Consider the following 20,684-nt stretch of genomic DNA (forward strand, 5'->3'; position numbering starts at 1 on the left):
CATAAGTGATAGGGCAACAGGCGTTTAAGGGGCGGGTTAGAAGAGGCCGACGGGGTTGCCGGCGTCGTCGACGTCCATCCGCATCGCTGCCGGGACCTTGGGCAGGCCCGGCATGGTCATCACCGCGCCGGTGAGGGCCACGATGAAGCCGGCACCGGTCTTGGGGATGAGGTCCCGGACGTGGACGGTGAAGCCTTTGGGGGCGCCGAGCCGGGTGGCGTCGTCGGTGAAGGAGTACTGCGTCTTCGCCATGCACACGGGCATCCCGGACCAGCCGTTCTTCTCGATCTCGGCCAGCCGTTTGAGCGCCGGCACCGAGAAGTCAACGCCGTCGGCCCCGTAAACCTCCTGCACGATGGTCCGGATCTTGTCCTCGACGGACATGTCCAGCGGGTACAGGTGCCGGAAGGCGTGCGGGGCGTCCAGCGCGACCGCCACCTTCGCCGCGAGCTCGTCCCCGCCGTCGCCGCCTCCGCCACGGCCCCAGACATCGGCCACCGCGGCCTGGACGCCCTCCGCGGCGCACCACTCGAGCAGCCAGTCCAGCTCCTCGGCGGTGTCCGTGGCGAATTTGTTGACCGCCACGACCGGCACGATGCCGAACTTCTCCACGTTGCGGATGTGGCGCTGGAGATTGGCGACGCCGGCGGCCAGCGCCTCCACGTTGGGCTCCTTGAGCCGGTCCTTCGCCACGCCGCCGTGCATCTTGAGCGCCCGGACGGTCGCCACGAGGACGACGGCGGACGGGGCGACGTCCGCTATCCGCGCCTTGATGTCCATGTACTTCTCGGCACCGAGGTCCGCGCCGAAACCGGCCTCGGTGACCACGATGTCCGCCAGGCTGCGCGCCGTCTGGGTGGCGATGAGGGAGTTGCAGCCGTGGGCGATGTTGGCGAAGGGTCCGCCGTGCACGAGTGCCGGTGTGCCGGCGATGGTCTGCACGAGGTTGGGCTTGATCGCGTCCTTGAGCAGCATGGTCAGGGCTCCCTGGACACCGAGATGGGCCACGGTGACGGGCTGGCGGTCGTAGGTGTACCCGAAGGTGATCCGGCCCAGCCGCTCGCGCAGATCGTTGAGGTCCGTGGCCAGGCAGAACACCGCCATGATCTCCGAGGCCACGGTGATGTCAAAGCCGTCCTGCCGCGGGATGCCCTGGGCCGGCCCGCCGAGGCCGATCACCACTTCGCGCAGGGAGCGGTCGTTCATGTCCAGGACCCGCTTGAACGTCATCCGCCGCGGGTCGATGTTCAGTTCGTTGCCTTGGAAAATGTGGTTGTCCACGAGGGCCATGAGCGCGTTGTTGGCCGAGGTGATGGCGTGGAAGTCACCCGTGAAATGCAGGTTGATCTGGTCCATCGGCAGCACCTGGGAGTAGCCGCCGCCCGTGGCGCCGCCTTTCATGCCAAGGATGGGCCCGAGCGACGGTTCGCGCAGCGCGATCATCACTTGGTGCCCGGCCCGGGCCAGGGAATCGGCGAGCCCGACGGTGGTGGTGGATTTGCCCTCGCCGGCCGGGGTGGGGGACATCGCCGAGACGAGCACGACTTTTCCAGGGGCAGCGCCCGCTGCGACGTTTAGCTTCGAAGGGTCGATCTTGGCCTTATAGGGTCCATAGAGCTCCAGGGCCTCGGGGTTGATTCCGGCAGCCGCCGCGATCTCCCCGATGGGCTTCATGACGGCCCGCTGGGCAATTTCCAGATCGCTGGGTACGTTGTTCCCGGCAGTGGTGGTCTCAGACATCGTTGTCCTTCGGCTCGTGGCGTCGGCGGGTGTCCCGGCCCGGTGTTGCCGGCCCGGGTTCGGCGGAGGGGTCCGGTTCAGGGTGTGTGGCCCACCGGGATGGTCAGGGTACCAAAATACTGGCTCACTGCGGTGTGGTAGCTCTCCAGCGTAATTGCGGCGGTGCGCTGCCAGCCGAAATCCTGCGCATGGATCGCGGCGGCGCGCCCCATGTCGGTGCGCGTCTGGGGGTCGTCATAGAGAGCTTCAAGGGCATCCGCCCAGTCGCTGGCTTTGTGGCCCTCGACCAGCATCCCAGTGCGCCCGTCCTGCACGGCGCGGGACAGGCCGCCCACTTTCGTGGCAAGCACCGGTGTCCCGCAGGCCTGCGCCTCCAGCGCCACCAGGCCGAAGGATTCGCTGTAGGAAGGCATCACCACGACGTCGGCAGACCGGTACCAGCCGGCCAGCTCCGGTGCGTTGACCGGCGGGTGGTGGGTGGCGACGTCGTCCATTCCGGCGGCGCTGATCAGCGCCTTGAGATTGAAGTCCTTCGCGCCGCTGACGGCCCCCAGGATGGTCAGCTGCAGGTCGATGTCGGGGCGCCGGGACCGCAGGAGGGCGGCCGCCTTGATCAGGACCTGCGGCCCTTTGAGCCGCTGGATTCGTCCCGCGAACAGGAGATGGAACTTGCCCGGGGCCACGCCATGCCCGGCCCTGTCGCGGTTCCGGAACGCCGGCGTGAAGACGGCCAGGTCTACGCCCGGCGGCGCGACGTCGATGCGGTCGATGTCCGCGTTGTAGTGCGAGACCAGCTCCGCGGCTTCGGTGCCGGTATTGGCGATCAGCCGGGCGGCGCCGTCGACAATCTGCTGCTCGCCGTCCTCGCGCCGTCGCGGTTCGGGCTGTTCGCCGGACTCGAGGAGCTGGTTCTTGACCTTGGCCATGGTGTGCATGGTGTGGACGAGGGGGAGCCGCCACAATTCCGCGAGCTCGAGACCGGCCACACCGGAGACCCAGTAGTGGGAATGGACGACGTCGTACCGGCCGTGCGGCTGCAGGTGCCGGATGCGGTCGATCTCGGCGACCATGCTGTGCAGCAGTTCCGGGAGTTCCTCTTTGGGCAGCTTCCGCGGCGGCCCGGCCAGGACGTTGTGGACGCAGACGCCGGGGGAGGGATGTTCGACGGCGGGTTGCCCGGCTGCGGTGGACCGCGTGAAGATCTCCACTTCCACGCCGGTCTCGGCAAGGGCCGCGGCCAGCGCCCGGACGTACACGTTCATGCCACCGGCATCACCCGAGCCGGGCTGCTCCATGGGCGAGGTGTGCAGGGAAAGGAAAGCGACGCGGCGGATCAGCGACACGGTTCCCCTTTCCTCTGCAGATTTCTCTCTGCCAAATGCATGTCGATAAAACATTACTCCTGAAGTGGCGGCGGGTTCACAGCTCGTTTTGCGGCCCGGTTTCACAGTTCCTTTCGCGGGCCCGGTCAGAGGACGGTTCCGGGTTCCGTTCACCGTCCGGTTCACTGCCCCGTCCTCGAGTCACGGCCTCCTGCTAACGTGGCGGCTGTGAGCGCAACCACAGAACACGATGCTGCAGGCAGCTGGACAATCCGGCAGGCCCGACCGGAGGACTGGCCGGGCATCTGGGCGATCCTGGAGCCCGTCATCCGGGCGGGGGAGACCTTCACCTGGGACCGGGACACCACCGAGGACGAAGCCCGCGGGCGCTGGTTCAAGCAGGCGCCGGGGCAGACGTTCGTCGCGGTCGCCTCCGACACCAGCGCCGTCCTGGGCACCGGCGAACTGCACCCCAACCAGGGCGGCGGCGGCAGCCATGTGGCCAACGCGGGCTACATGGTCCATCCCGGCTCTGCCGGCCGCGGACTGGCCCGGGCCCTCTGCGCCTACTCGCTCGGCGCCGCACGCGACGCCGGCTTCCGGGCCATGCAGTTCAACGCGGTCGTGGAAAGCAATGTCCGGGCCGTCGCCGCCTGGAAGTCCATGGGCTTCGAGGTGCTCGCCACCATTCCCGAGGCCTTCAACCACCCGAAACTGGGCTATGTGGGACTCCACGTGATGTATCGGAAGCTCTAGCCGGGCTGGCCGTAGAAACCGGGCTGACCGGCCTTGCCGGGCTGCCGGGCTGCCAGCGGGTCTTCACTTACGGTGCGGTCGTCACGGCCCGCGGTGCCACAGGCGGCCCAGCTCCGGGAATGCGGCCTCGTACCCGGAGAGCAGTTTGCCGGCGAGGACCTCCGAATCCACGAGCGGATGGAGGGCGAACGCGGCGAGGGCTGACTCCCGGCGGCCGGTCGTCGCCGCCTCCACCACGAGCCGTTCGACGTCCTTGACCCGCCGCATCAACGCCAGCTGCTCCGGTCCCGGAAGATCCTGCGGAACCGGTACAGCGCCGTCGGGGGTCACCGTGCAGGGAACCTCGACGACGGCGTCCGCCGGCAGCCCCGACACGGCCGGCACTGCGGACCCGGCCGCGCGGCCGGCGGCGGGGCTGTCCGGGGCCGGCCCAGCGACAGTGTTGACTGCGGTGTCGGCCTGGAGGGTGTTGACCGTGTTGAGGATCAGCTGGGCCTCGCCGCCCCCGGACAAGGCGCGCATGGCCGCCAGGGCCACCCGCTCGTAGCCGCCGCCGGCGAGGTCGGTCTCGTCACGGCGTTCGCCCCCGGTGCGGGCTTCCGCGAGATAGCCCTCTTCGCGTGACCGGCGGGCGGCCTCCCAGAGCGCAAAGGCCCCGGGCCCGGCGGCTGCGAGACGGGGATAGAGCTCGGCCTGCTGCCGGGCGATTGATTCCCCCCGGGTCAGGGCCGCGCCGCGCATGCCGGCCACTGCGCGTTCGGTGTCGTAGTAGTAGAAGAGGTACTCATTCGGCAGGCAGCCAAGGCCCCCAAGAAGCCCGGGCGCGAACAGCCGACCCTCTTCGAACTCCGCCAGCGCGGCCGGGTTCGCCAGGAGTTCCGGGAGCACATCGCGGCCCCCCGACTCCAGCCGGCACAGCCAGCCGAGGTGGTTCAGGCCGTAGTAGCCCACGCCGTCGAGTCTGCCCTCGGACAGCATGACTCCGGCAGCCCGGGCCGCGCGGTGCACTAGGCCGCCGGCGGAATCGCAAATCCCGATCACCCTGGGCCCGAGTACCGGGACCAGGGCCTCGGTGACCATGCCGGCGGGATTGGTGAAGTTCAGCAGCCAGGCTTCGGGGCAGCGGTTCCGCATTTCCTCCGCGAGTTTCAGCATGGGCGGAATGGACCGCAGGGCATAGGAAATGCCGCCCGCACCGGTGGTTTCCTGGCCCAGAATGCCCAGGTCCAGGGCGATCCGCTCGTCGGCCGTCCGCCCTGCCGTGCCGCCGGGCCGGATCGCGGCGAAGACCATGTCGGCGCCGTCGAGGGCTTCGGCGAGCGACGATGCGGTACGGACCTGCGGCCCGGAACCGGGCGGACCCTGCTGTGCAAGGGAGGCCAGGACCGCTTCGATGGCGGCCAGCCGGCCGGCATCGACGTCGTAGAGCACCAGCTCCCGCACCAGCCCCGCGAAGGGGCCGGCAGAGAGCGCCCGGTAGACCAGGGGGACGCGGAACCCGCCCCCGCCGGCGATCGTGAGCCGCATGCGGACAGTCTATTCTCCGCGCTCTTCTTCGCACGTCTCGGCGCGGCCGGTGTGGGCCAGTGCCGGCGGGTGTGGCGCGGGCCGGGGGCGCCACTGAGGTGCTGGACATGGCGCCGTCGGGCCGCTGCTGGCGGTCCGGTCATGGCGCCGTCGGGCCGCTGCAGGCGGCTGTTTCGCTCGGCTGCGGTACGGCGTAGTGTGCCGTATATGGACGCGAACCCGACGCGGCGCTTTGACCCGCTGTCTGCCGTCCGCAGCTCGGCCGCGGACGGGTTCGACTTGCTCCTGACCGGCACCGTATTCCAGGACATCATCTTCACCGGGCTGCCGCACGCACCCCAGCCGGGAACGGAAATCTGGAGCGACGGGATGGGCAGTTGCCCCGGCGGTGTCGCGAATCAGGCGATCGCCGCGGCCCGGCTGGGGCTGCGGACCGGGCTGGCCGCCGCGTTCGGCGACGACGGCTACGGCGACTACAACTGGAAGATCCTGGCCGGGCAGGAACATGTGGACCTGTCCCTGTCCCGGCGGGTGCCGGGCTGGCATTCGCCCGTCACGGTATCCCTGAGCGTGGAGAAGGACAGGTCCATGGTGACGCACGGCCACCCGGCGCCCGTCTCCGCCACCGAGCTGATCGGCTGTCCGCCGCCGGCGCTCGCGGCCGTGGCGGAGCTGGGGGAGGAACTCGAGCCCTGGGCCGTCGATGCGCATAAGAACGGCGTCCGGCTGTTCGGCGACGTCGGCTGGGATCCGTCCGGTGTCTGGTCCTCCACCCGGCTGGACAACCTGCAGTACTTCCACGCTTTCATGCCGAACCAGCACGAGGCGATGGCTTTCACTGGCCACGACAACCCGTGGGCGGCCCTCTACGCGCTGGCCGACCGGGTGCCGGTCGCCGTCGTGACCCTTGGACCCCAGGGAGCCATGGCCGTGGACTCCGAGACGGGCGAAGAGGAGTGGGTGCCGTCGCTGCCGGTGTCCGCCTACGATCCCACAGGCGCGGGGGACTGTTTCGGGGCCGCCTTCATCGTCGGCTGCCTGGCCGGCTGGCCGCTCGGGGACCGGCTGCGGTTTGCGAATCTCTGCGCGGCTCTGGCCGTTCAGGAGGTTGGCGGCTCGCTGGCGGCACCCGGCTGGGGGGACATTGCCGACTGGTGGCAGCGGGCCAACGCCCGGAAGGAACGGCAGGCCAGTCAATGGCTGCGCCGCTACCGCTTCCTGGAAGAGATCGTGCGGGATGTTCCGCCCGAGGCGCAGCGGCGGGCGACGGCGACCATCGCGCACCTGTCCGACGCGTAGGTGCTGCGGGAGGTGCCGGTGCGGGCGGTTGCCGTCACTGGACATGTCCTCCTCCCGGATCGTGGCGTGGACAGATACCCGTTGTGCCCGGTCGTGGGTGCGAAGAATGAGCATGTCCCATGGGCGGTGTCCGGTAGGTTCTCGTTGGCCACCGGACATGTCGTTCTCTGAGGCCGAGGCATGGACATAGACCCGGTGTGCCCGGTCGTGGGTGCGACGAATGAGCATGTCCCACGGGCAGTGTCCGGTAGGTTCTCGTTGGCCACCGGACATGTCCTTCTCTGAGGCCGAGGCATGGACATGGACCCGGTGTGCCCGGTCCTGAGTACGAAGAATGAGCATGTCCCATGGGACCGGAGTACATGTCCAGCGGTGGGCGTGGCCCCGCGGATTATCCGGCCCGCGGCGGCGCCCCTAGAATCGTTAAGTGACTTACCAAGCAGCAACAGGCGATCTCCTGCCCGAATCGGCGGCAGTGCCGGCCCGCGCGGAGGAACGCTCCGCAGTAATCGACCTCGAGGCCATCCGGCACAACGTCCGCCACCTCGCGGCGGTGGCCTCACCGGCGAAGATCATGGCCGTGGTCAAAGCCGACGCCTACGGGCACGGCGCCGTCCAGGTGGCCCGGGCGGCCCTCGGTGCAGGAGCCAGCTGGCTGGGCACCGCCCACATCTCCGAAGCCCTGGCCCTCCGCGCCGCCGGCATCGAGGCGCCGCTGCTGGCTTGGCTGCACACACCGGACAGCAACTTCGCCGCCGCCGTGGCCGCCGGCATCGACATCGGCTGCTCGGGCTGGGAACTCGACCGGATCGTGGCCGCCGCCCGGGAGCAGGAACGGCCGGCCCGCATCCACCTGAAGGTCGACACCGGGCTCGGCCGCAACGGCGCGACCCTCGACGCCTGGGACAGCCTGGTGGGTGAAGCCATGGAGTACCAGGACCAGGGCCTGCTGCGGGTCGTGGGCATCTTCTCCCACCTCGCCGTCGCCGACGAACCCGAACGGCCCGAAACCGACGAACAACTTGCCGCGTTCCGCCAGATCCTCGCCGTCGCCCAGGACGCCGGCGTGGACCCGGAGGTCCGCCACCTGGCCAACACCCCTGCCACCCTGTCCCGTCCGGACACGCACTTTGACTTGGTCCGCGTGGGGCTGGGCCTGTACGGGCTGTCGCCCTTCGAAGGACAAAGCCCGGCCGAGCTCGGGCTGCGTCCGGCCATGACGGTCCGCACGGTGGTGTCGCACTGCAAGGACGTGCCCGCCGGGCAGGGCGTTTCCTACGGATTGAACTACCGCACGGACGGCGTCAGCACCCTCGGGCTCATCCCGCTGGGCTACGCGGACGGCGTCCCGCGCATCGCGACCGGAGGCCCGGTCCGCGTCGAAGGCGTCAACTACCCCGTGGTGGGTCGCATCGCGATGGACCAGATGGTGATCGACCTCGGACCCCGCAACGTCACAGCCGGAGGGCCGAGCATCCTTGGCGCCGAGGCGGTGCTGTTCGGCGACGGCGCCGACGGCGGACCCACGGCCGACGACTGGGCCCGGGCCGCCGGCACCAACAACTACGAGATCGTCACCCGGATCAGCCCGCGGGTGCCGCGCCGCTACATCAACGAAGAGCCCTCGACCGGCGAAGAGCGGCCGTGAGCGGGCCCGCATGGGAACGGAGCGTTGAGGTCCGGACGGCAGCGGAGACGCACGCGCTCGCCGCGGCCCTCGGCGCCGACCTGGAGACCGGCGACCTGCTCATCCTCACCGGCGAACTGGGCGCCGGGAAGACCACCTTCACGCAGGGGCTGGGCGAGGGCCTGGGCGTCCGGCCCGGCATCATTTCCCCGACATTCGTCCTGGTGCGCATCCACCCCAACCTGCCCGAGGGACCCCGGCCGGGCGGTCCGGACCTGGTGCACGTGGACGCCTACCGGCTGGAATCAGCCGCCGAAATCGATGACATCGACCTTGAAAACACCATGGACAGCGCCGTGACCGTGGTCGAGTGGGGCCGCGACCGGGTCGAACACCTGAGCGACAGCCGCCTGGAGGTGGAACTCCACCGCACCCGAGGAGGAGCACCGGGCGCCCCGGGCGCCCCAGGCGCCCCAGCCCCGGGCGCCGGTGTGCCCTCCGAAGCCGGCGCCGACCGCACGGCCGCTGACCCCGCCGTCGAACCCGGCGTGCTGGATTTCGACACGGACGACGACGACGAGCCCCGGACCGTCGTGATCCGTGGCTTCGGCCCGCGCTGGGCAGAACCCCCGGCGCTGCCGGGCTTCGAAGCGACGCCCGCCGAACCACTGCCCCAGACCCCGGAACGGAACTCCTGATGCTGATTCTCGCCATCGACACCTCGGCCGTCGCGAGCGCCGCGCTGGTCTCCGATGACGCGCCGGAGTCCGTGCTGGCCAGTTTCGCCACCGAAGATACGCGCACGCACGCGGAAGTCCTGGCCCCGGGAATCGACGCCCTCCTGGCCGAGGCCGGCGTCAGCGGCCACGACGTCGACGCAATCGTCACCGGCGTGGGTCCCGGACCGTTCACGGGACTGCGCTCCGGGATCGTCACCGCCCGCACCCTCGCCTTTGTCTGGGACAAGCCGCTGTACGGCGTCATGAGCCTGGACGCGATCGCCTTGGAAGTCGCCGAATCCACTGACTCGGCCGCGGAGTTCATCGTGGCCACCGATGCGCGCCGCAAGGAAGTGTACTGGGCCCGGTACACGCTCTCTGACGCCCAGTTGCCGCACCTTGCCGGCGGCCCGCACGTCGGATTCGCCGCGGATCTTCCGGATCTGCCCGTCTACGGCGCCGGAGCGGGAATTTACTCCGACGTCGTCAAAGCTGTCGCCGAATTCAGCACACGGCAGCCCGAGGCCCTCTCGCTGGGCCAGTTCGCGCTCGCGCGGCTCGCGGCGGGGGAGCAGCTCCTGGACTCCACCCCTTTGTACCTCCGCGAGTCCGATGCCCAGGTGCCCGGACCCCGGAAGCGTGCCCTGTGAACGCTGACCACACCACACCGCGCACTCTGCCCGGCGGGGTCACGCTGCGGGAGATGGACGCCGCGGACATCCCCGCCGTCCACGAGCTCGAATGCCGGCTGTTCCCGGTGGACGCATGGCCGCTGCAGATGTTCCGCGACGAGCTCGCGCAGACGGATACCCGCCGCTACCTCGTCGCGGAGTTCCACGGCCGGATCGTGGGATATGCCGGGCTGATGTGCATTGAACCGATCTCGGACGTCCAGACGATTGCCGTCGTGCCTGAACAGGAGGGCAAGGGCATCGGCTCGGCCCTGCTTACCGAGCTGATCGCGGAAAGCCGGGTCCGCGGCGCCCAGGATGTGCTGCTGGAGGTCCGGGCGGACAATCCCCGGGCCCAGCAGCTCTACCGGCGCTTCGGCTTCGAACAGATCCACATCCGTCCCCGCTACTACCGCGACGGCGTCGACGCCCTGATCATGCGGCTCCAGCTGCCCCGCGAACCACTCAGCCCCCAGCCTAAGGAAGCAGGCCGACCATGAACCGCACCCAGCCGCTCGTGCTCGGCATCGAGTCTTCCTGCGACGAAACCGGCGTCGGCATTGTCCGCGGGACCGAACTGCTGACCAACACCGTGTCCTCCTCCATGGAGGAACACGTCCGCTTCGGCGGCGTGATTCCCGAGATCGCCTCCCGCGCCCACCTCGACGCCTTCGTCCCCACCCTCCAGGAGGCGCTTGCGGAGGCGAACGTTCAGCTGGCGGACATTGACGCCATTGCCGTCACCTCCGGACCCGGCCTGGCCGGAGCGCTCATGGTGGGCGTCTGCGCGGCCAAGGCGCTCGCCGTCGCCACCGGAAAACCCCTCTACGCCATCAACCACCTGGTGGCGCACGTCGGTGTCGGGCTCCTCCAGCAGGGCACCGGCACTGCGACGTCGGTGTCGACGCCGCCCGCCGGGTCGCCGCCGGAAACCCTCCCGGACAACATGGGTGCGCTCCTGGTGTCCGGCGGCCACACCGAGATCCTGCGGATCCGGAGCATCACCGACGACGTCGAGCTGCTGGGCTCCACGATCGACGACGCCGCCGGCGAAGCCTACGACAAAGTGGCGCGGCTCCTGGGCCTGGGCTATCCCGGCGGCCCGGCCATCGACAAGCTCGCGCGCACCGGCAACGCCAAAGCTATCCGGTTCCCGCGCGGCCTCACCCAGTCGAAGTACATGGGCACCGCCGAGGAACCCGGCCCGCACCGGTACGACTGGTCCTTCAGCGGACTCAAGACCGCCGTCGCCCGCTGCGTGGAGCAGTTCGAGGCCCGCGGCGAGACGGTTCCCGTCGCGGACATCGCCGCGGCCTTCCAGGAAGCCGTGGTGGATGTGATCACGTCCAAGGCCGTGCTCGCCTGCCGCGAAAACGGCATCACGGAGGTCCTCCTGGGCGGAGGCGTTGCCGCCAACTCGCGGCTGCGCCAGCTCACCGAACAGCGCTGCAGCGCCGCCGGGATCCGGCTGACGGTGCCGCCGCTCTCGCTGTGCACGGACAACGGCGCCATGGTCGCAGCCCTCGGGGCGCAGCTGGTGATGGCCGGAGTGGAGCCGAGTGGGATCGGATTTGCCCCTGACTCCTCGATGCCGGTCACCACTGTCTCCGCCTGAGGAGGCGTCCGACTGACGTTGGTGCGGCTGGGGCGCCGTTAGCGCCGGCGTCGCCTGCGATTGTCCGCTCCCGTGGACGCCACGCCCCGCGCCGGAGCTAGGCTTCCGGACCCTGCCGCATCTGCTTGACGAGGTCCAGGACGACGGCGCGCAAGTCCCCGCCGTGCTCGGCAGCCACCCGGCGCTGGCGCTGGTAGCCGGCGCCGCGCTGGATGATCTTGTCGACGTCGGCCAGTTCGGCGCTGCAGCCCAGTTTCACTGCGACGGGTTCGAGCCGCTTGAGCGTCTCGCGGAGGTGCTCTGTGACGAGCTGCTCGTTGCCCTCAGCGTCGAGGATGATGATCGCGTCCAGGCCGTACCGGGCCGCACGCCATTTGTTTTCCTGGACATGCCACGGCGGCATCGTGGGAATGGTGCCGCCGTTGTCCAGTGTCGTGGAGAATTCGTCGACCAGGCACTGGGTCAAGGCGGCGATGGCCCCGACTTCCTCAAGGGTGGCCAGGCCATCGCAAATGCGCATCTCGATGGTGCCGAAATGCGGGACGGGACGGATGTCCCAGCGGATCTCGGACAGGGTGTCGATCACCCCGGTGGTGAACATGTCCTGGACGTAGGCCTCATAGTCCTCCCAGCGGGCAAACTGGAACGGCAGCCCCGCGGTCGGCAGCTGCTGGAACATGAGGGCGCGTTGCGAGGCGTAGCCGGTGTCTTCGCCGCCCCAAAAGGGGCTGGAGGCGGAAAGCGCCTGGAAATGCGGGAAGTAGTTGACCAGGCCGTCCAGCACCGGAAGGACCTTGTCCCGGCTGTCCAGTCCGACGTGGACGTGGACGCCGTAGATGACCATCTGCCGGCCCCACCATTGCGTCCGGTCGATGAGCTTCGCGTAGCGTTCCTTATCAGTCACGGGCTGCAGCTGGGGCGGGCTGAACGGATGACTCCCGGCGCAGAAGACCTCCACGCCCATGGGGTCGGTGACCTCGCGGACCGCGGCCAACGAACTGTTCAGGTCGGCTTTCGCCTCCGCCACGGTGGTGCAGACTCCGGTGACGAGTTCCACGGTATTCAGCAGCAGCTCCTGCTTGATGTGCGGGTGCTCGTCGTCCTCGTTGAGTTCGGGATGCCGGGCAGCGACTCCGCGGAGCACCTGGTTCGCCACGGAGGCCAGTTCACCGGTCTCGGCGTCGACGAGGGCCAGCTCCCATTCCACGCCAAGAGTCGACTGCCTGGATGAAGCGAACTCGATCTTCATGTGGTCCCTTCACTGTTCTGCTGTCCTGGCCGTCGTCCTGGCGGGAATGCGCTGGCAAACACCCTCGGACGTGCCCCTGCACGCGGCACCGGCGGTGTCGCGTGCCATTTCCCGCCACAGCGCCGGGCAGGCGGCTGGCAGGGCTACGGGTGGTCCAAGTCTAGTGCAGGGGCTGGGCCCGGACGGTGCCAAAGTTACCGCTGATGCGTGAGTGTATTCACAAACGGCGCTGGTCAGGGGAGGCTCCGGCGCCGGGCGTCGTTGAGGTTCGGGCCCGGGCCCAGGCGGGGCTGCGGGGGAGCGGGCCGCTCCTGGCGTTTAATGGAGCTGTGCCCATTCTGAACAAAGACATGACCCTGTGCATCTCGCTCTCGGCCCGGCCGAGCAACAACGGGACACGCTTCCACAACCATCTGTACGAACAGCTGGGCCTGAACTGGATCTACAAGGCCTTCGCCCCCACCGACCTCGCCCAGGCCATCGCCGGAGTGCGCGGACTCGGCATCCGCGGCTGCGCGGTGTCCATGCCCTACAAAGAGGACGTGATCGCCCTGGTGGACGTCATGGACCCCTCCGCGAGGGCCATCGATTCGGTCAACACCATCGTCAACGACGGCGGCCGGCTCACCGCCTACAACACCGACTACACGGCAATCGAGCAGCTCCTGCAGCGCAATGCCGTCCCGACGGACTACTCGGTGCTGGTCCTGGGCTCCGGTGGCATGGCCAAGGCCACTGTCGCCGCGCTGCGGGATGCCGGTTTCAAGGACGTGACGGTCGTGGCCCGCAACGAGGACACCGGACGCGGCCTGGCCGAGCTATACGGGTTCGCCTGGAGCCCGGATCTGGGCTCCGCAAGGTCCGGAACGGGCACGGCCGACATGATCATCAACGTCACCCCAGTGGGCATGGCCGGGGGCCCCGACGCGGAGGCGCTGTCCTTCCCGCAGCAGGCCATCGACGCAGCAAAGGTGGTGTTCGACGTCGTCGCCCTCCCGGCCGAAACGCCGCTCATCAAGGCAGCCCGCGCGGCCGGCAAGACCGTGATCACGGGAGCCGAGGTAGCCACGATCCAGGCGCTGGAGCAGTTCGTGCTCTACACCGGGATCCGGCCGACCGACGAGCAGATCAAGGCCGCCGAGGAGTTCACCCGGGCCCAGTAGCCCCGGCCGCCCAAGTTAGACGGGCTCCACCGAGATGGCCACCCGGTCCTCGCCGATCCTGGTGAGGACCAGGGTGGCCGATTTCTTACCCTTGCTCTTGGACCCTGCCGGTCTTCCGCCGGGCAGGAGCTGCTTGCGCAGCTCTTCCGGGGTGACGGCCGTGCCGCGCTTCTTGATGTCCAGGACGCCGATCCCTTGGTCCTTGACCCAAGCCTTGAGCGCCTTGACGTTGAACGGCATCACGTCCAGGACCTTGTAGGCCTTGGCGAACGGGGTCTCGCGCAACTCCGGGGCGCAGATGTAGGCGATGTGCTCGTCCACGAGGTGCCCGCCCAGCTGGAGGGCGACGTCGGCCACGAGTCCGGCGCGGATGACCGCACCGTCGGGCTCGTACAGGTAGCCCTCCACCGGGCCCACGGGCGCGGCCGGGCCGCCCCCGAAGTCCTCGCCGCTGGTGAGTTCAGCGGCTCCGAGCGGCCCGAGCACCAGGGCAGCACGCCGGACGCCGGGGCGCCGGACGGCGTTGAACCACAGCGCCACCTCGGTGACGTCCCCGCCGACGGAGACCCACTGGGCTTCGCAGTCCGCCGGCACGGAATCGTGCGGCATGCCCGGCCCCATCTTGACGCCGACGGCGCGCCCGGAGCCGGCCAGCGACTCGACGAAGGACAGCGGCGGGGAAAAGTCCTCCGGATCCCAGATCCGCTTGGTTCCCGAAGTGGACGTGGTGCGCCGGGCAGGGTCCAGCCAGACGCCGTCGACCCCCTCAAGGGAAACCGCGGTGGCATCGGAGTGGACCACGGTGGCGTTGCGGAAGGGGATCAGGTTCATCGTGGCGCAGGCGGCCGTGGTCTCGTCCATTTCCACCGCGGTGACCACGAGATCCATGGACGCCAGGGCCATGGCATCGGCTCCCAGCCCGCAGCCGAGGTCCGCGACATGGCTGATTCCGGCCTCGACGAACCGCTGCGCGTGCCGGGCCGCCACCGTGAGCCGGGTGGCCTGCTCCAGGCCGGCCTTGGTGAAGACCATCTGCCGGGCGAACTCACCGAACTTGGCCTCGGCCTTGGTCCGCAACCGGGACTGGGTGAGCACCGCCGAGACCAGCTCGGGGGAATGGCCGGCCTTGCGCAGCGCCGCGGTGAGGCGGAAGGCCTCGTCCTCGCGGTACGGGCCCAGCGACGCCAGCAGCTCCCAGCCCTCGGGCGTGAGGATCGGTGCAATGTGTTCCTGCGGTGCGTCAGTCATGCCTTCCAGCGTAGTTCAGCGCCGCGGGCACGCTGCGACCGGACCGCGGGGACTAGGCTTGACGACATGGAAGACAGCGGTACAGGCGGCAGCACGTCAGAGGAAACATCCGGGCAGAACACGGGCGGTCAGAATACGGACGGGCAGGACGACGCTGGGCAGGACGTGGACGGGCAGGACGACGGCGGGCGGGACGACGGCGGGCGGGTGCGCCATAGCCATCACCAGGGACTGGCCCGCTACGCACGGCCGGCGATCATCGCCGGAGCGGTGATCGCCGTCGTGTGCATCGCGTTGCTGGTGATCATCTTCTTCCTCGATTCCTTCAACGCGACGGTCTATTCCGTCGGCGGCAAGAACGTACAGGACGCCACGGACGAGGCCCGGGCCATCCGCGACACCTATGCCACGGCCAGGCTCGGTGGCATCATCTTCCTCATCGCCGGCGTCCTGCTGGCCGGCGGCGGAGCCCTGGTGATGTACCGGCATCGGAACGACGAAGGCAGTGACCGCGACGACGAAGAAGGCGAAGACGTGGACTTCGAGGACCTCGCCGGCGAGTAGGCGCACGCGCCGGGCCCCATGGACCCAGCAGGCCCGGATGGACATGCCCCTCGCTTGGCGCGGACCGGGAGCATGGTGCCGAAGCGTCCATTGGCTGCAGCAAAGAATGGGCATCTCCCACTGAGCAGCCTTCATCCGTTGGACATGTCCTCTCGGGCAGCCCGCATGCACTGGACATGCCCTCCTGAGTGCCCGCTACCCGTTGGACATGCCCCTCGCTTGGCGCGGGCAGGGAGCATGATGCCGAAGTGTCCGCTGGCTGCAGCAAATAAATGGGCATCTCCCACGGAGCAGCCTTCATCCGTTGGCCACGTCCTCTCGGGCAGCCAGTACCTGTTGGGCACGTCCTCCTGGGCAGACAGTATCCGGTGGACATGCCCCCCTTGGGCAGGCAGCATGCGCTGGACATGTCCCTTGCTTGGTGCAGACAGAGAGCATGATGCCGAAGTGTCCGCTGGCTGCAGCAAAGAATGGGCATGTCCTCTTGGGCAGCCTTCATCCGTTGGACATGTCCCTCGCTTGGCGCGGGCAAGGAGCATGATGCCGAAGTGTCCACTGGCTGCAGCAAAGAATGAGCATGTCCCGCGCGGGGGAGCTGTTCACCCGAGATGAATTTCTGGCACTCGCCTTGACCGAGTGCTAACCATTTACATAGAGTCGTCATTAGCACTCTCCCTAGGAGGGTGCTAACACCTGAAGCTTCACAGCCAGGCTGCTGCCGGCACCGCGACGACGGTCTGTACGCCATGGCATCACCGCTTCATAGTCCACGAATTTGCTGACGAATAGGAGAGGTCCTTGTCGGTCTCTATTAAGCCTCTTGAGGATCGTATTGTTGTCCGCCCGCTCGAAGCCGAGCAGACCACGGCTTCAGGCCTGGTTATCCCGGACTCCGCACAGGAGAAGCCGCAGGAAGGCGAAGTTGTTGCAGTAGGCCCCGGCCGCTTTGACGACAACGGCAACCGCGTTCCCGTTGACGTTGCCGTCGGCGACGTCGTTATCTACTCCAAGTACGGCGGAACCGAAGTCAAGACCGGCGGCACGGAGTACCTCGTACTCTCCGCCCGCGACGTTCTGGCGATCGTCGTAAAGTAACTCTCTTGGTCCCCCGCGCAGCCGATCCTTCGCCATGAACGGATCAGTTGCGCGGGGTTCTGTCTTGAAAGGACAAAACCATGGCAAAGCAGCTTGCGTTTAACGACGCTGCCCGCCGGTCGCTTGAAGCCGGCATCGATAAGCTCGCCAACACCGTCAAGGTCACGCTGGGCCCGCGCGGCCGCAATGTCGTGCTGGACAAGAAGTGGGGCGCTCCCACGATCACTAACGATGGTGTGACCATCGCCCGTGAAATCGAGCTGGACGACCCCTACGAAAACCTTGGCGCGCAGCTTGCCAAGGAGGTCGCCACCAAGACCAACGATGTTGCCGGCGACGGCACCACCACCGCCACCGTGCTGGCCCAGGCCCTGGTCAAGGAAGGCCTGCGCAATGTTGCGGCAGGCGCCGCCCCGGGCGAGATCAAGCGTGGCATCGAGGTTTCGGTCGAGGCCGTCGCTGCCCGCCTGTTGGAAAACGCCCGTCCGGTCGAAGGCACGCAGGTTGCCAACGTTGCCGCCATCTCCGCCCAGAGCGACGAGGTCGGCGAGCTCCTGGCCGAGGCGTTTGGCAAGGTCGGCAAGGATGGTGTGATCACCATCGAGGAATCTTCCACCACACAGACAGAACTGGTCCTCACCGAGGGCATGCAGTTCGACAAGGGCTACCTGTCCCCGTACTTCGTCACGGACGCGGAACGCCAGGAAGCTGTCCTCGAGGACGCCCTGATCCTGATCAACCAGGGCAAGATCTCCTCGGTGCAGGAATTCCTGCCGCTGCTGGAAAAGGCGCTGCAGAGCTCCAAGCCGCTCTTCATCATTGCCGAAGACGTCGAGGGCGAGGCCCTGTCCACGCTCATCGTCAACCGCATCCGCGGCACCCTGAACGTCGTCGCCGTCAAGGCCCCGGGCTTCGGCGACCGCCGCAAGGCCATGCTGCAGGACATCGCGACTCTCACGGGTGCACAGGTTGTCTCCCCGGAGCTGGGCCTGAGCCTGGATTCCGTTGGCCTTGAGGTGCTCGGCACCGCCCGCCGCATCACGGTCACCAAGGACAACACCACGATCGTCGACGGCGCCGGTTCGGCCGAGGACGTAGCCGCGCGTGTTGCCCAGCTGCGCGCCGAGCTGACCCGCACGGATTCCGACTGGGACAAGGAAAAGCTGCAGGAACGCCTGGCCAAGCTGGCCGGCGGCATCGGCGTGATCAAGGTCGGCGCTGCCACCGAGGTTGAGCTGAAGGAAAAGAAGCACCGCATCGAGGACGCAGTGTCCTCGACCCGCGCCGCCCTTGAAGAAGGCATCGTCGCCGGTGGCGGGTCCGCCCTCATCCACGCGCTGAAGGCCCTCGACGAGGACGCAGCCGTCCAGGCTCTCGAAGGTGACGCGGCTGCCGCCGTCGGCATCGTCCGCCGGGCCCTGACCCAGCCGCTGCGCTGGATCGCCCAGAACGCCGGCTTCGACGGCTATGTGGTTGTTGCCAAGGTGGCAGAATCCGCCGTCAACCAGGGCTTCAACGCCAAGTCCGGCGAGTACGAAGACCTGATCGCCGCCGGCGTGATCGACCCCGTCAAGGTGACCCGTGCGGCCCTGCGCAACGCGGCTTCCATCGCTGCGCTGGTCCTCACCACGGAAACCCTCGTGGTGGAGAAGCCGGCCGACGAAGACGAGCACGCAGGCCACCAGCACTAATTTCGGCCCGCACAGGGGACGGCCCGGCAACTTGCCGGGCCGTCCCTTTTTTGTGCCCGGGTCCTGCTTTTGCGCCCGGGGACTGCCGCGAAAATGCTCCCGAAGTGCGCCAAGTCCTGGCGCGACTCAGGCGCGACTCAGCCGGGACGTGCTGCCTCCATGCTGACAATTCACTGGAAACTCACACCTTGGCATGACTGAATAGAGTTCTATGCCCACCGCGACGATTGGCCATGAACATTACGGTTGGATAACATAGACGTTTTGGTTACCGGTTTGAGGGGTTTTTCTATGACACAGCAAAGAACCCTACCCGCACCTGCCCGATCCGACGGCGCGCCCCAGGCCGGCCGACAGTCCACCTTCAGGCCCGAGATTCAGGGGCTCCGGTCCTTGGCCGTGCTGATGGTTATGAGCTACCACATCTGGTTGGGGCGGGTCTCCGGCGGTGTGGACGTGTTCTTGCTGATCTCGGCCTTCCTCATGACGCTGCAGTTCGTCGGCCGTTACGAGCAGGGCCGACCCATGGCCCTGCTCAAGCATTGGCTGCACCTCTTCCGGCGCCTCGTCCCGGCTGCCGTCACCGTCATCGTGGCCGTCATTGCCGCAAGCATCCTGTTCCTTCCCCGGACCCGCTGGCTGGAAGTGATCTCGCAGGGCTGGGCCTCCCTGTCCTATGTCGAGAACTGGCTCCTGCAGTCCCAGGCCACGGACTACTACGCCTCGGACCACAGCCAGGCCAGCCCCTTCCAGCACTTCTGGTCCCTCTCGATCCAGGGGCAGATTTTCATCCTGTGGCCGCTCATCTTCGCGGGAGCCGCACTCGTCGCCAGGCGCTTCCGGCTCCGCTACCGCGTGCTGCTGTGCTACATCTTCGCCTTGATTTTCCTCGGTTCGCTGATCTACTCCGTCCTCTTCACCAAGGCGGAGCAGACGGAAGCGTACTTCGATACCGGCGCGCGGCTATGGGAGTTTGCGCTGGGCACCCTGGTGGCTCTGGCCCTTCCCTCCCTGCGGCTTCCCCGGAGCTGGCGCTTGGCGCTCGGCTGGCTGGGCATTGTGGCCATGCTCAGCTGCGGCCTCCTGCTCAATGTCCAGGCCTCCTTCCCCGGGTTCGTGGCACTCTGGCCCACCTTGGCCGCGGCCTGTGTGATCGTCGCCGGCCAGACCGGCAGCAAGCTTGGCGTTGACCGGTTCCTCAGCTCGGGGCCTCTGGTCCGGCTGGGAGACATGTCCTACGCGTTGTACTTGTGGCACTGGCCGGTCCTGGTCATCTCGCTGACCGCGACGGACAAGGACCGCGCGGGGCCGATCACGGGCAGCATCATCGTGGCCGTTTCGATGGTGCTCGCCTACCTCACCACCCGCTTCGTTGAGAAGCCCTGGCGGGGGTGGAAGTGGCCGGAGCTCAAACGCCGCCGCGCCCTCATCGCCATTGCCGCGGCCGCGGCCATCGCCGCCGTGCCGCTGGCGGCCTGGCAACTCCAGATCAACTACGCCCTTGCCGCGGCGTCAAGCCAGGCCTGGGTCAATAATCCGGGTGCACGTTCGCTGGACCCGGCCTACGTCGGCGGGGCCGACAAGTCCGCTCCCCTCCTTCCCACCCTCGCCACGGCGGCTGATGAATGGCCCCGCTACGCAGGCGGCTGCACGTCGGATGAGAAGGCCCTCACCAACATTTGCACCAACGGCAAACAGAACGCCGCCAAGACCGTGGTGATCATCGGCAACTCGCACGCCCACGTCTGGGCGACCCCCATTCTCACTCTGGCCGACAAGTACGGGTGGAAGGTCGAAGCCATCACCAAGGGTTACTGCCCTGTGACGGTCGGCCCGGCCCCGGGGCTCTCGGAAGGCTGCCTGGACTTCAACAAGGACACCCTCAAGAAGGTGCTGGCCATGAAGCCGGACCTTGTGGTGACAACCAGCACCCGGACCGACCCGGATCCGACGTCCACGGAGTTCATGGACCCGGGGTGGGTTCCGCCGATCAAGTCCATCAACGACGCCGGCATCCCCGTCGTGGCGTTGCGCGACACCCCGCGCATGCACGAGGCCGTCCCGGCCTGCCTGGAGAAGAACCCCAACAACTACGCAGCCTGCGGATCGAAGACGGCGGAGAACTACCAGCCCGCGTCGCCCGATGCCTCCGTGGCCGCGCAGCTGCCGGCCACCAAGTTTCTGGACTTCAGCCAGTACTTCTGCCAGGACGAGGTCTGCCCGGCCGTCATCGGCAACGTGATGGTCTACAAGGATGACAACCACGTCACCAGGACCTACATGGAGAGCCTCACGCCCTACTTTGAGGCTCAGTTCTCGGCTGCTACCGGGTGGGCCGCCGAGTGAGGAACCTGCTGCCGTTGCCTAACTGACTGGCTGACCCCGGCCCGGCCCGGCC

17 protein-coding genes are annotated in these 20,684 nt (G+C 68.0%); 12 read left to right on the plus strand and 5 right to left on the minus strand.

The window, feature by feature from the left end:
• Positions 1-36: 36 nt before the first annotated feature.
• Both ABD243_RS20780 and mshA read right to left on the minus strand, forming a co-directional pair.
• The gene (locus ABD243_RS20780) at positions 37-1,740 is read right to left on the minus strand and encodes a formate--tetrahydrofolate ligase (protein ID WP_344368276.1); all 1,704 of its coding nucleotides are present in this window, start codon (positions 1,738-1,740) and stop codon (positions 37-39) included.
• Between the two features lie 77 nt (positions 1,741-1,817).
• Complete coding sequence (mshA, locus tag ABD243_RS20785; RefSeq protein ID WP_116765060.1) at positions 1,818-3,083, minus strand: D-inositol-3-phosphate glycosyltransferase; 1,266 nt, start codon at positions 3,081-3,083, stop codon at positions 1,818-1,820.
• Positions 3,084-3,290: 207 nt separating this feature from the next.
• Here mshA and ABD243_RS20790 point away from each other — a divergent pair, with 207 nt between their 5' ends.
• On the plus strand, positions 3,291-3,818 hold the full coding sequence (locus ABD243_RS20790; protein ID WP_344368277.1) for a GNAT family N-acetyltransferase: 528 nt from the start codon (positions 3,291-3,293) through the stop codon (positions 3,816-3,818).
• A gap of 81 nt (positions 3,819-3,899) precedes the next feature.
• On the opposite strand, the gene ABD243_RS20795 is transcribed toward ABD243_RS20790, so the two are convergent.
• Positions 3,900-5,345, minus strand: a complete 1,446-nt coding sequence (locus ABD243_RS20795; protein ID WP_344368278.1) for a family 4 glycosyl hydrolase — start codon at positions 5,343-5,345, stop codon at positions 3,900-3,902.
• A gap of 207 nt (positions 5,346-5,552) precedes the next feature.
• Between ABD243_RS20795 and ABD243_RS20800 the strand changes: the two genes are divergently transcribed.
• From ABD243_RS20800 to tsaD, 6 genes are all read left to right on the plus strand, one after another.
• Positions 5,553-6,644 (plus strand): carbohydrate kinase family protein, encoded by a 1,092-nt coding sequence (locus ABD243_RS20800; protein ID WP_344368280.1) that lies wholly within the window; start codon positions 5,553-5,555, stop codon positions 6,642-6,644.
• Between the two features lie 427 nt (positions 6,645-7,071).
• Positions 7,072-8,292 carry an alanine racemase gene (alr, locus tag ABD243_RS20805; RefSeq protein WP_344368281.1) on the plus strand — a complete coding sequence of 407 codons (1,221 nt, stop codon included), beginning with the start codon at positions 7,072-7,074 and terminating at the stop codon, positions 8,290-8,292.
• Positions 8,289-8,969, plus strand: a complete 681-nt coding sequence (gene tsaE, locus ABD243_RS20810; protein WP_344368282.1) for a tRNA (adenosine(37)-N6)-threonylcarbamoyltransferase complex ATPase subunit type 1 TsaE — start codon at positions 8,289-8,291, stop codon at positions 8,967-8,969. The genes alr and tsaE overlap by 4 nt, the downstream gene beginning before the upstream one ends.
• The gene (tsaB, locus tag ABD243_RS20815) at positions 8,969-9,640 is read left to right on the plus strand and encodes a tRNA (adenosine(37)-N6)-threonylcarbamoyltransferase complex dimerization subunit type 1 TsaB (RefSeq protein ID WP_344368284.1); all 672 of its coding nucleotides are present in this window, start codon (positions 8,969-8,971) and stop codon (positions 9,638-9,640) included. Before tsaE ends, tsaB begins: the two co-directional genes overlap by 1 nt.
• 53 nt (positions 9,641-9,693) lie before the next feature.
• Positions 9,694-10,161: a ribosomal protein S18-alanine N-acetyltransferase gene (rimI, locus tag ABD243_RS20820; RefSeq protein ID WP_116765330.1), complete on the plus strand. Its 468-nt coding sequence runs from the start codon at positions 9,694-9,696 to the stop codon at positions 10,159-10,161.
• Positions 10,158-11,276, plus strand: a complete 1,119-nt coding sequence (gene tsaD / locus ABD243_RS20825) for a tRNA (adenosine(37)-N6)-threonylcarbamoyltransferase complex transferase subunit TsaD (RefSeq protein ID WP_344368285.1) — start codon at positions 10,158-10,160, stop codon at positions 11,274-11,276. The genes rimI and tsaD overlap by 4 nt, the downstream gene beginning before the upstream one ends.
• A 97-nt stretch (positions 11,277-11,373) precedes the next feature.
• Here the strand turns inward: tsaD and ABD243_RS20830 are convergent, their stop codons facing one another.
• The gene (locus tag ABD243_RS20830; RefSeq protein ID WP_344368287.1) at positions 11,374-12,525 is read right to left on the minus strand and encodes a glutamate--cysteine ligase; all 1,152 of its coding nucleotides are present in this window, start codon (positions 12,523-12,525) and stop codon (positions 11,374-11,376) included.
• A gap of 329 nt (positions 12,526-12,854) precedes the next feature.
• On the opposite strand from ABD243_RS20830, the gene ABD243_RS20835 reads away from it, so the two are divergent.
• Positions 12,855-13,688 carry a shikimate 5-dehydrogenase gene (locus ABD243_RS20835; protein ID WP_344368288.1) on the plus strand — a complete coding sequence of 278 codons (834 nt, stop codon included), beginning with the start codon at positions 12,855-12,857 and terminating at the stop codon, positions 13,686-13,688.
• 15 nt (positions 13,689-13,703) lie between these two features.
• Here ABD243_RS20835 and ABD243_RS20840 read toward each other — a convergent pair whose 3' ends face one another.
• The gene (locus ABD243_RS20840) at positions 13,704-14,936 is read right to left on the minus strand and encodes a class I SAM-dependent methyltransferase (RefSeq protein ID WP_344368290.1); all 1,233 of its coding nucleotides are present in this window, start codon (positions 14,934-14,936) and stop codon (positions 13,704-13,706) included.
• A gap of 66 nt (positions 14,937-15,002) precedes the next feature.
• Between ABD243_RS20840 and ABD243_RS20845 the strand changes: the two genes are divergently transcribed.
• The 4 genes from ABD243_RS20845 (at position 15,003) to ABD243_RS20860 (ending at position 20,632) form a co-directional block, all read left to right on the plus strand.
• Positions 15,003-15,500 (plus strand): hypothetical protein, encoded by a 498-nt coding sequence (locus ABD243_RS20845; RefSeq protein WP_344368291.1) that lies wholly within the window; start codon positions 15,003-15,005, stop codon positions 15,498-15,500.
• Positions 15,501-16,298: 798 nt separating this feature from the next.
• Positions 16,299-16,595 carry a co-chaperone GroES gene (gene groES / locus ABD243_RS20850; protein WP_028275747.1) on the plus strand — a complete coding sequence of 99 codons (297 nt, stop codon included), beginning with the start codon at positions 16,299-16,301 and terminating at the stop codon, positions 16,593-16,595.
• Positions 16,596-16,675: 80 nt separating this feature from the next.
• Positions 16,676-18,286 (plus strand): chaperonin GroEL, encoded by a 1,611-nt coding sequence (groL, locus tag ABD243_RS20855; RefSeq protein WP_091252087.1) that lies wholly within the window; start codon positions 16,676-16,678, stop codon positions 18,284-18,286.
• A 291-nt stretch (positions 18,287-18,577) separates the two neighbouring features.
• Complete coding sequence (locus tag ABD243_RS20860) at positions 18,578-20,632, plus strand: acyltransferase family protein (RefSeq protein WP_344368292.1); 2,055 nt, start codon at positions 18,578-18,580, stop codon at positions 20,630-20,632.
• The last annotated feature ends 52 nt before the right edge of the window (positions 20,633-20,684 follow it).

Source organism: Arthrobacter humicola (genome assembly GCF_039531445.1).
In the GTDB taxonomy this organism is placed as follows: domain Bacteria; phylum Actinomycetota; class Actinomycetes; order Actinomycetales; family Micrococcaceae; genus Arthrobacter; species Arthrobacter humicola.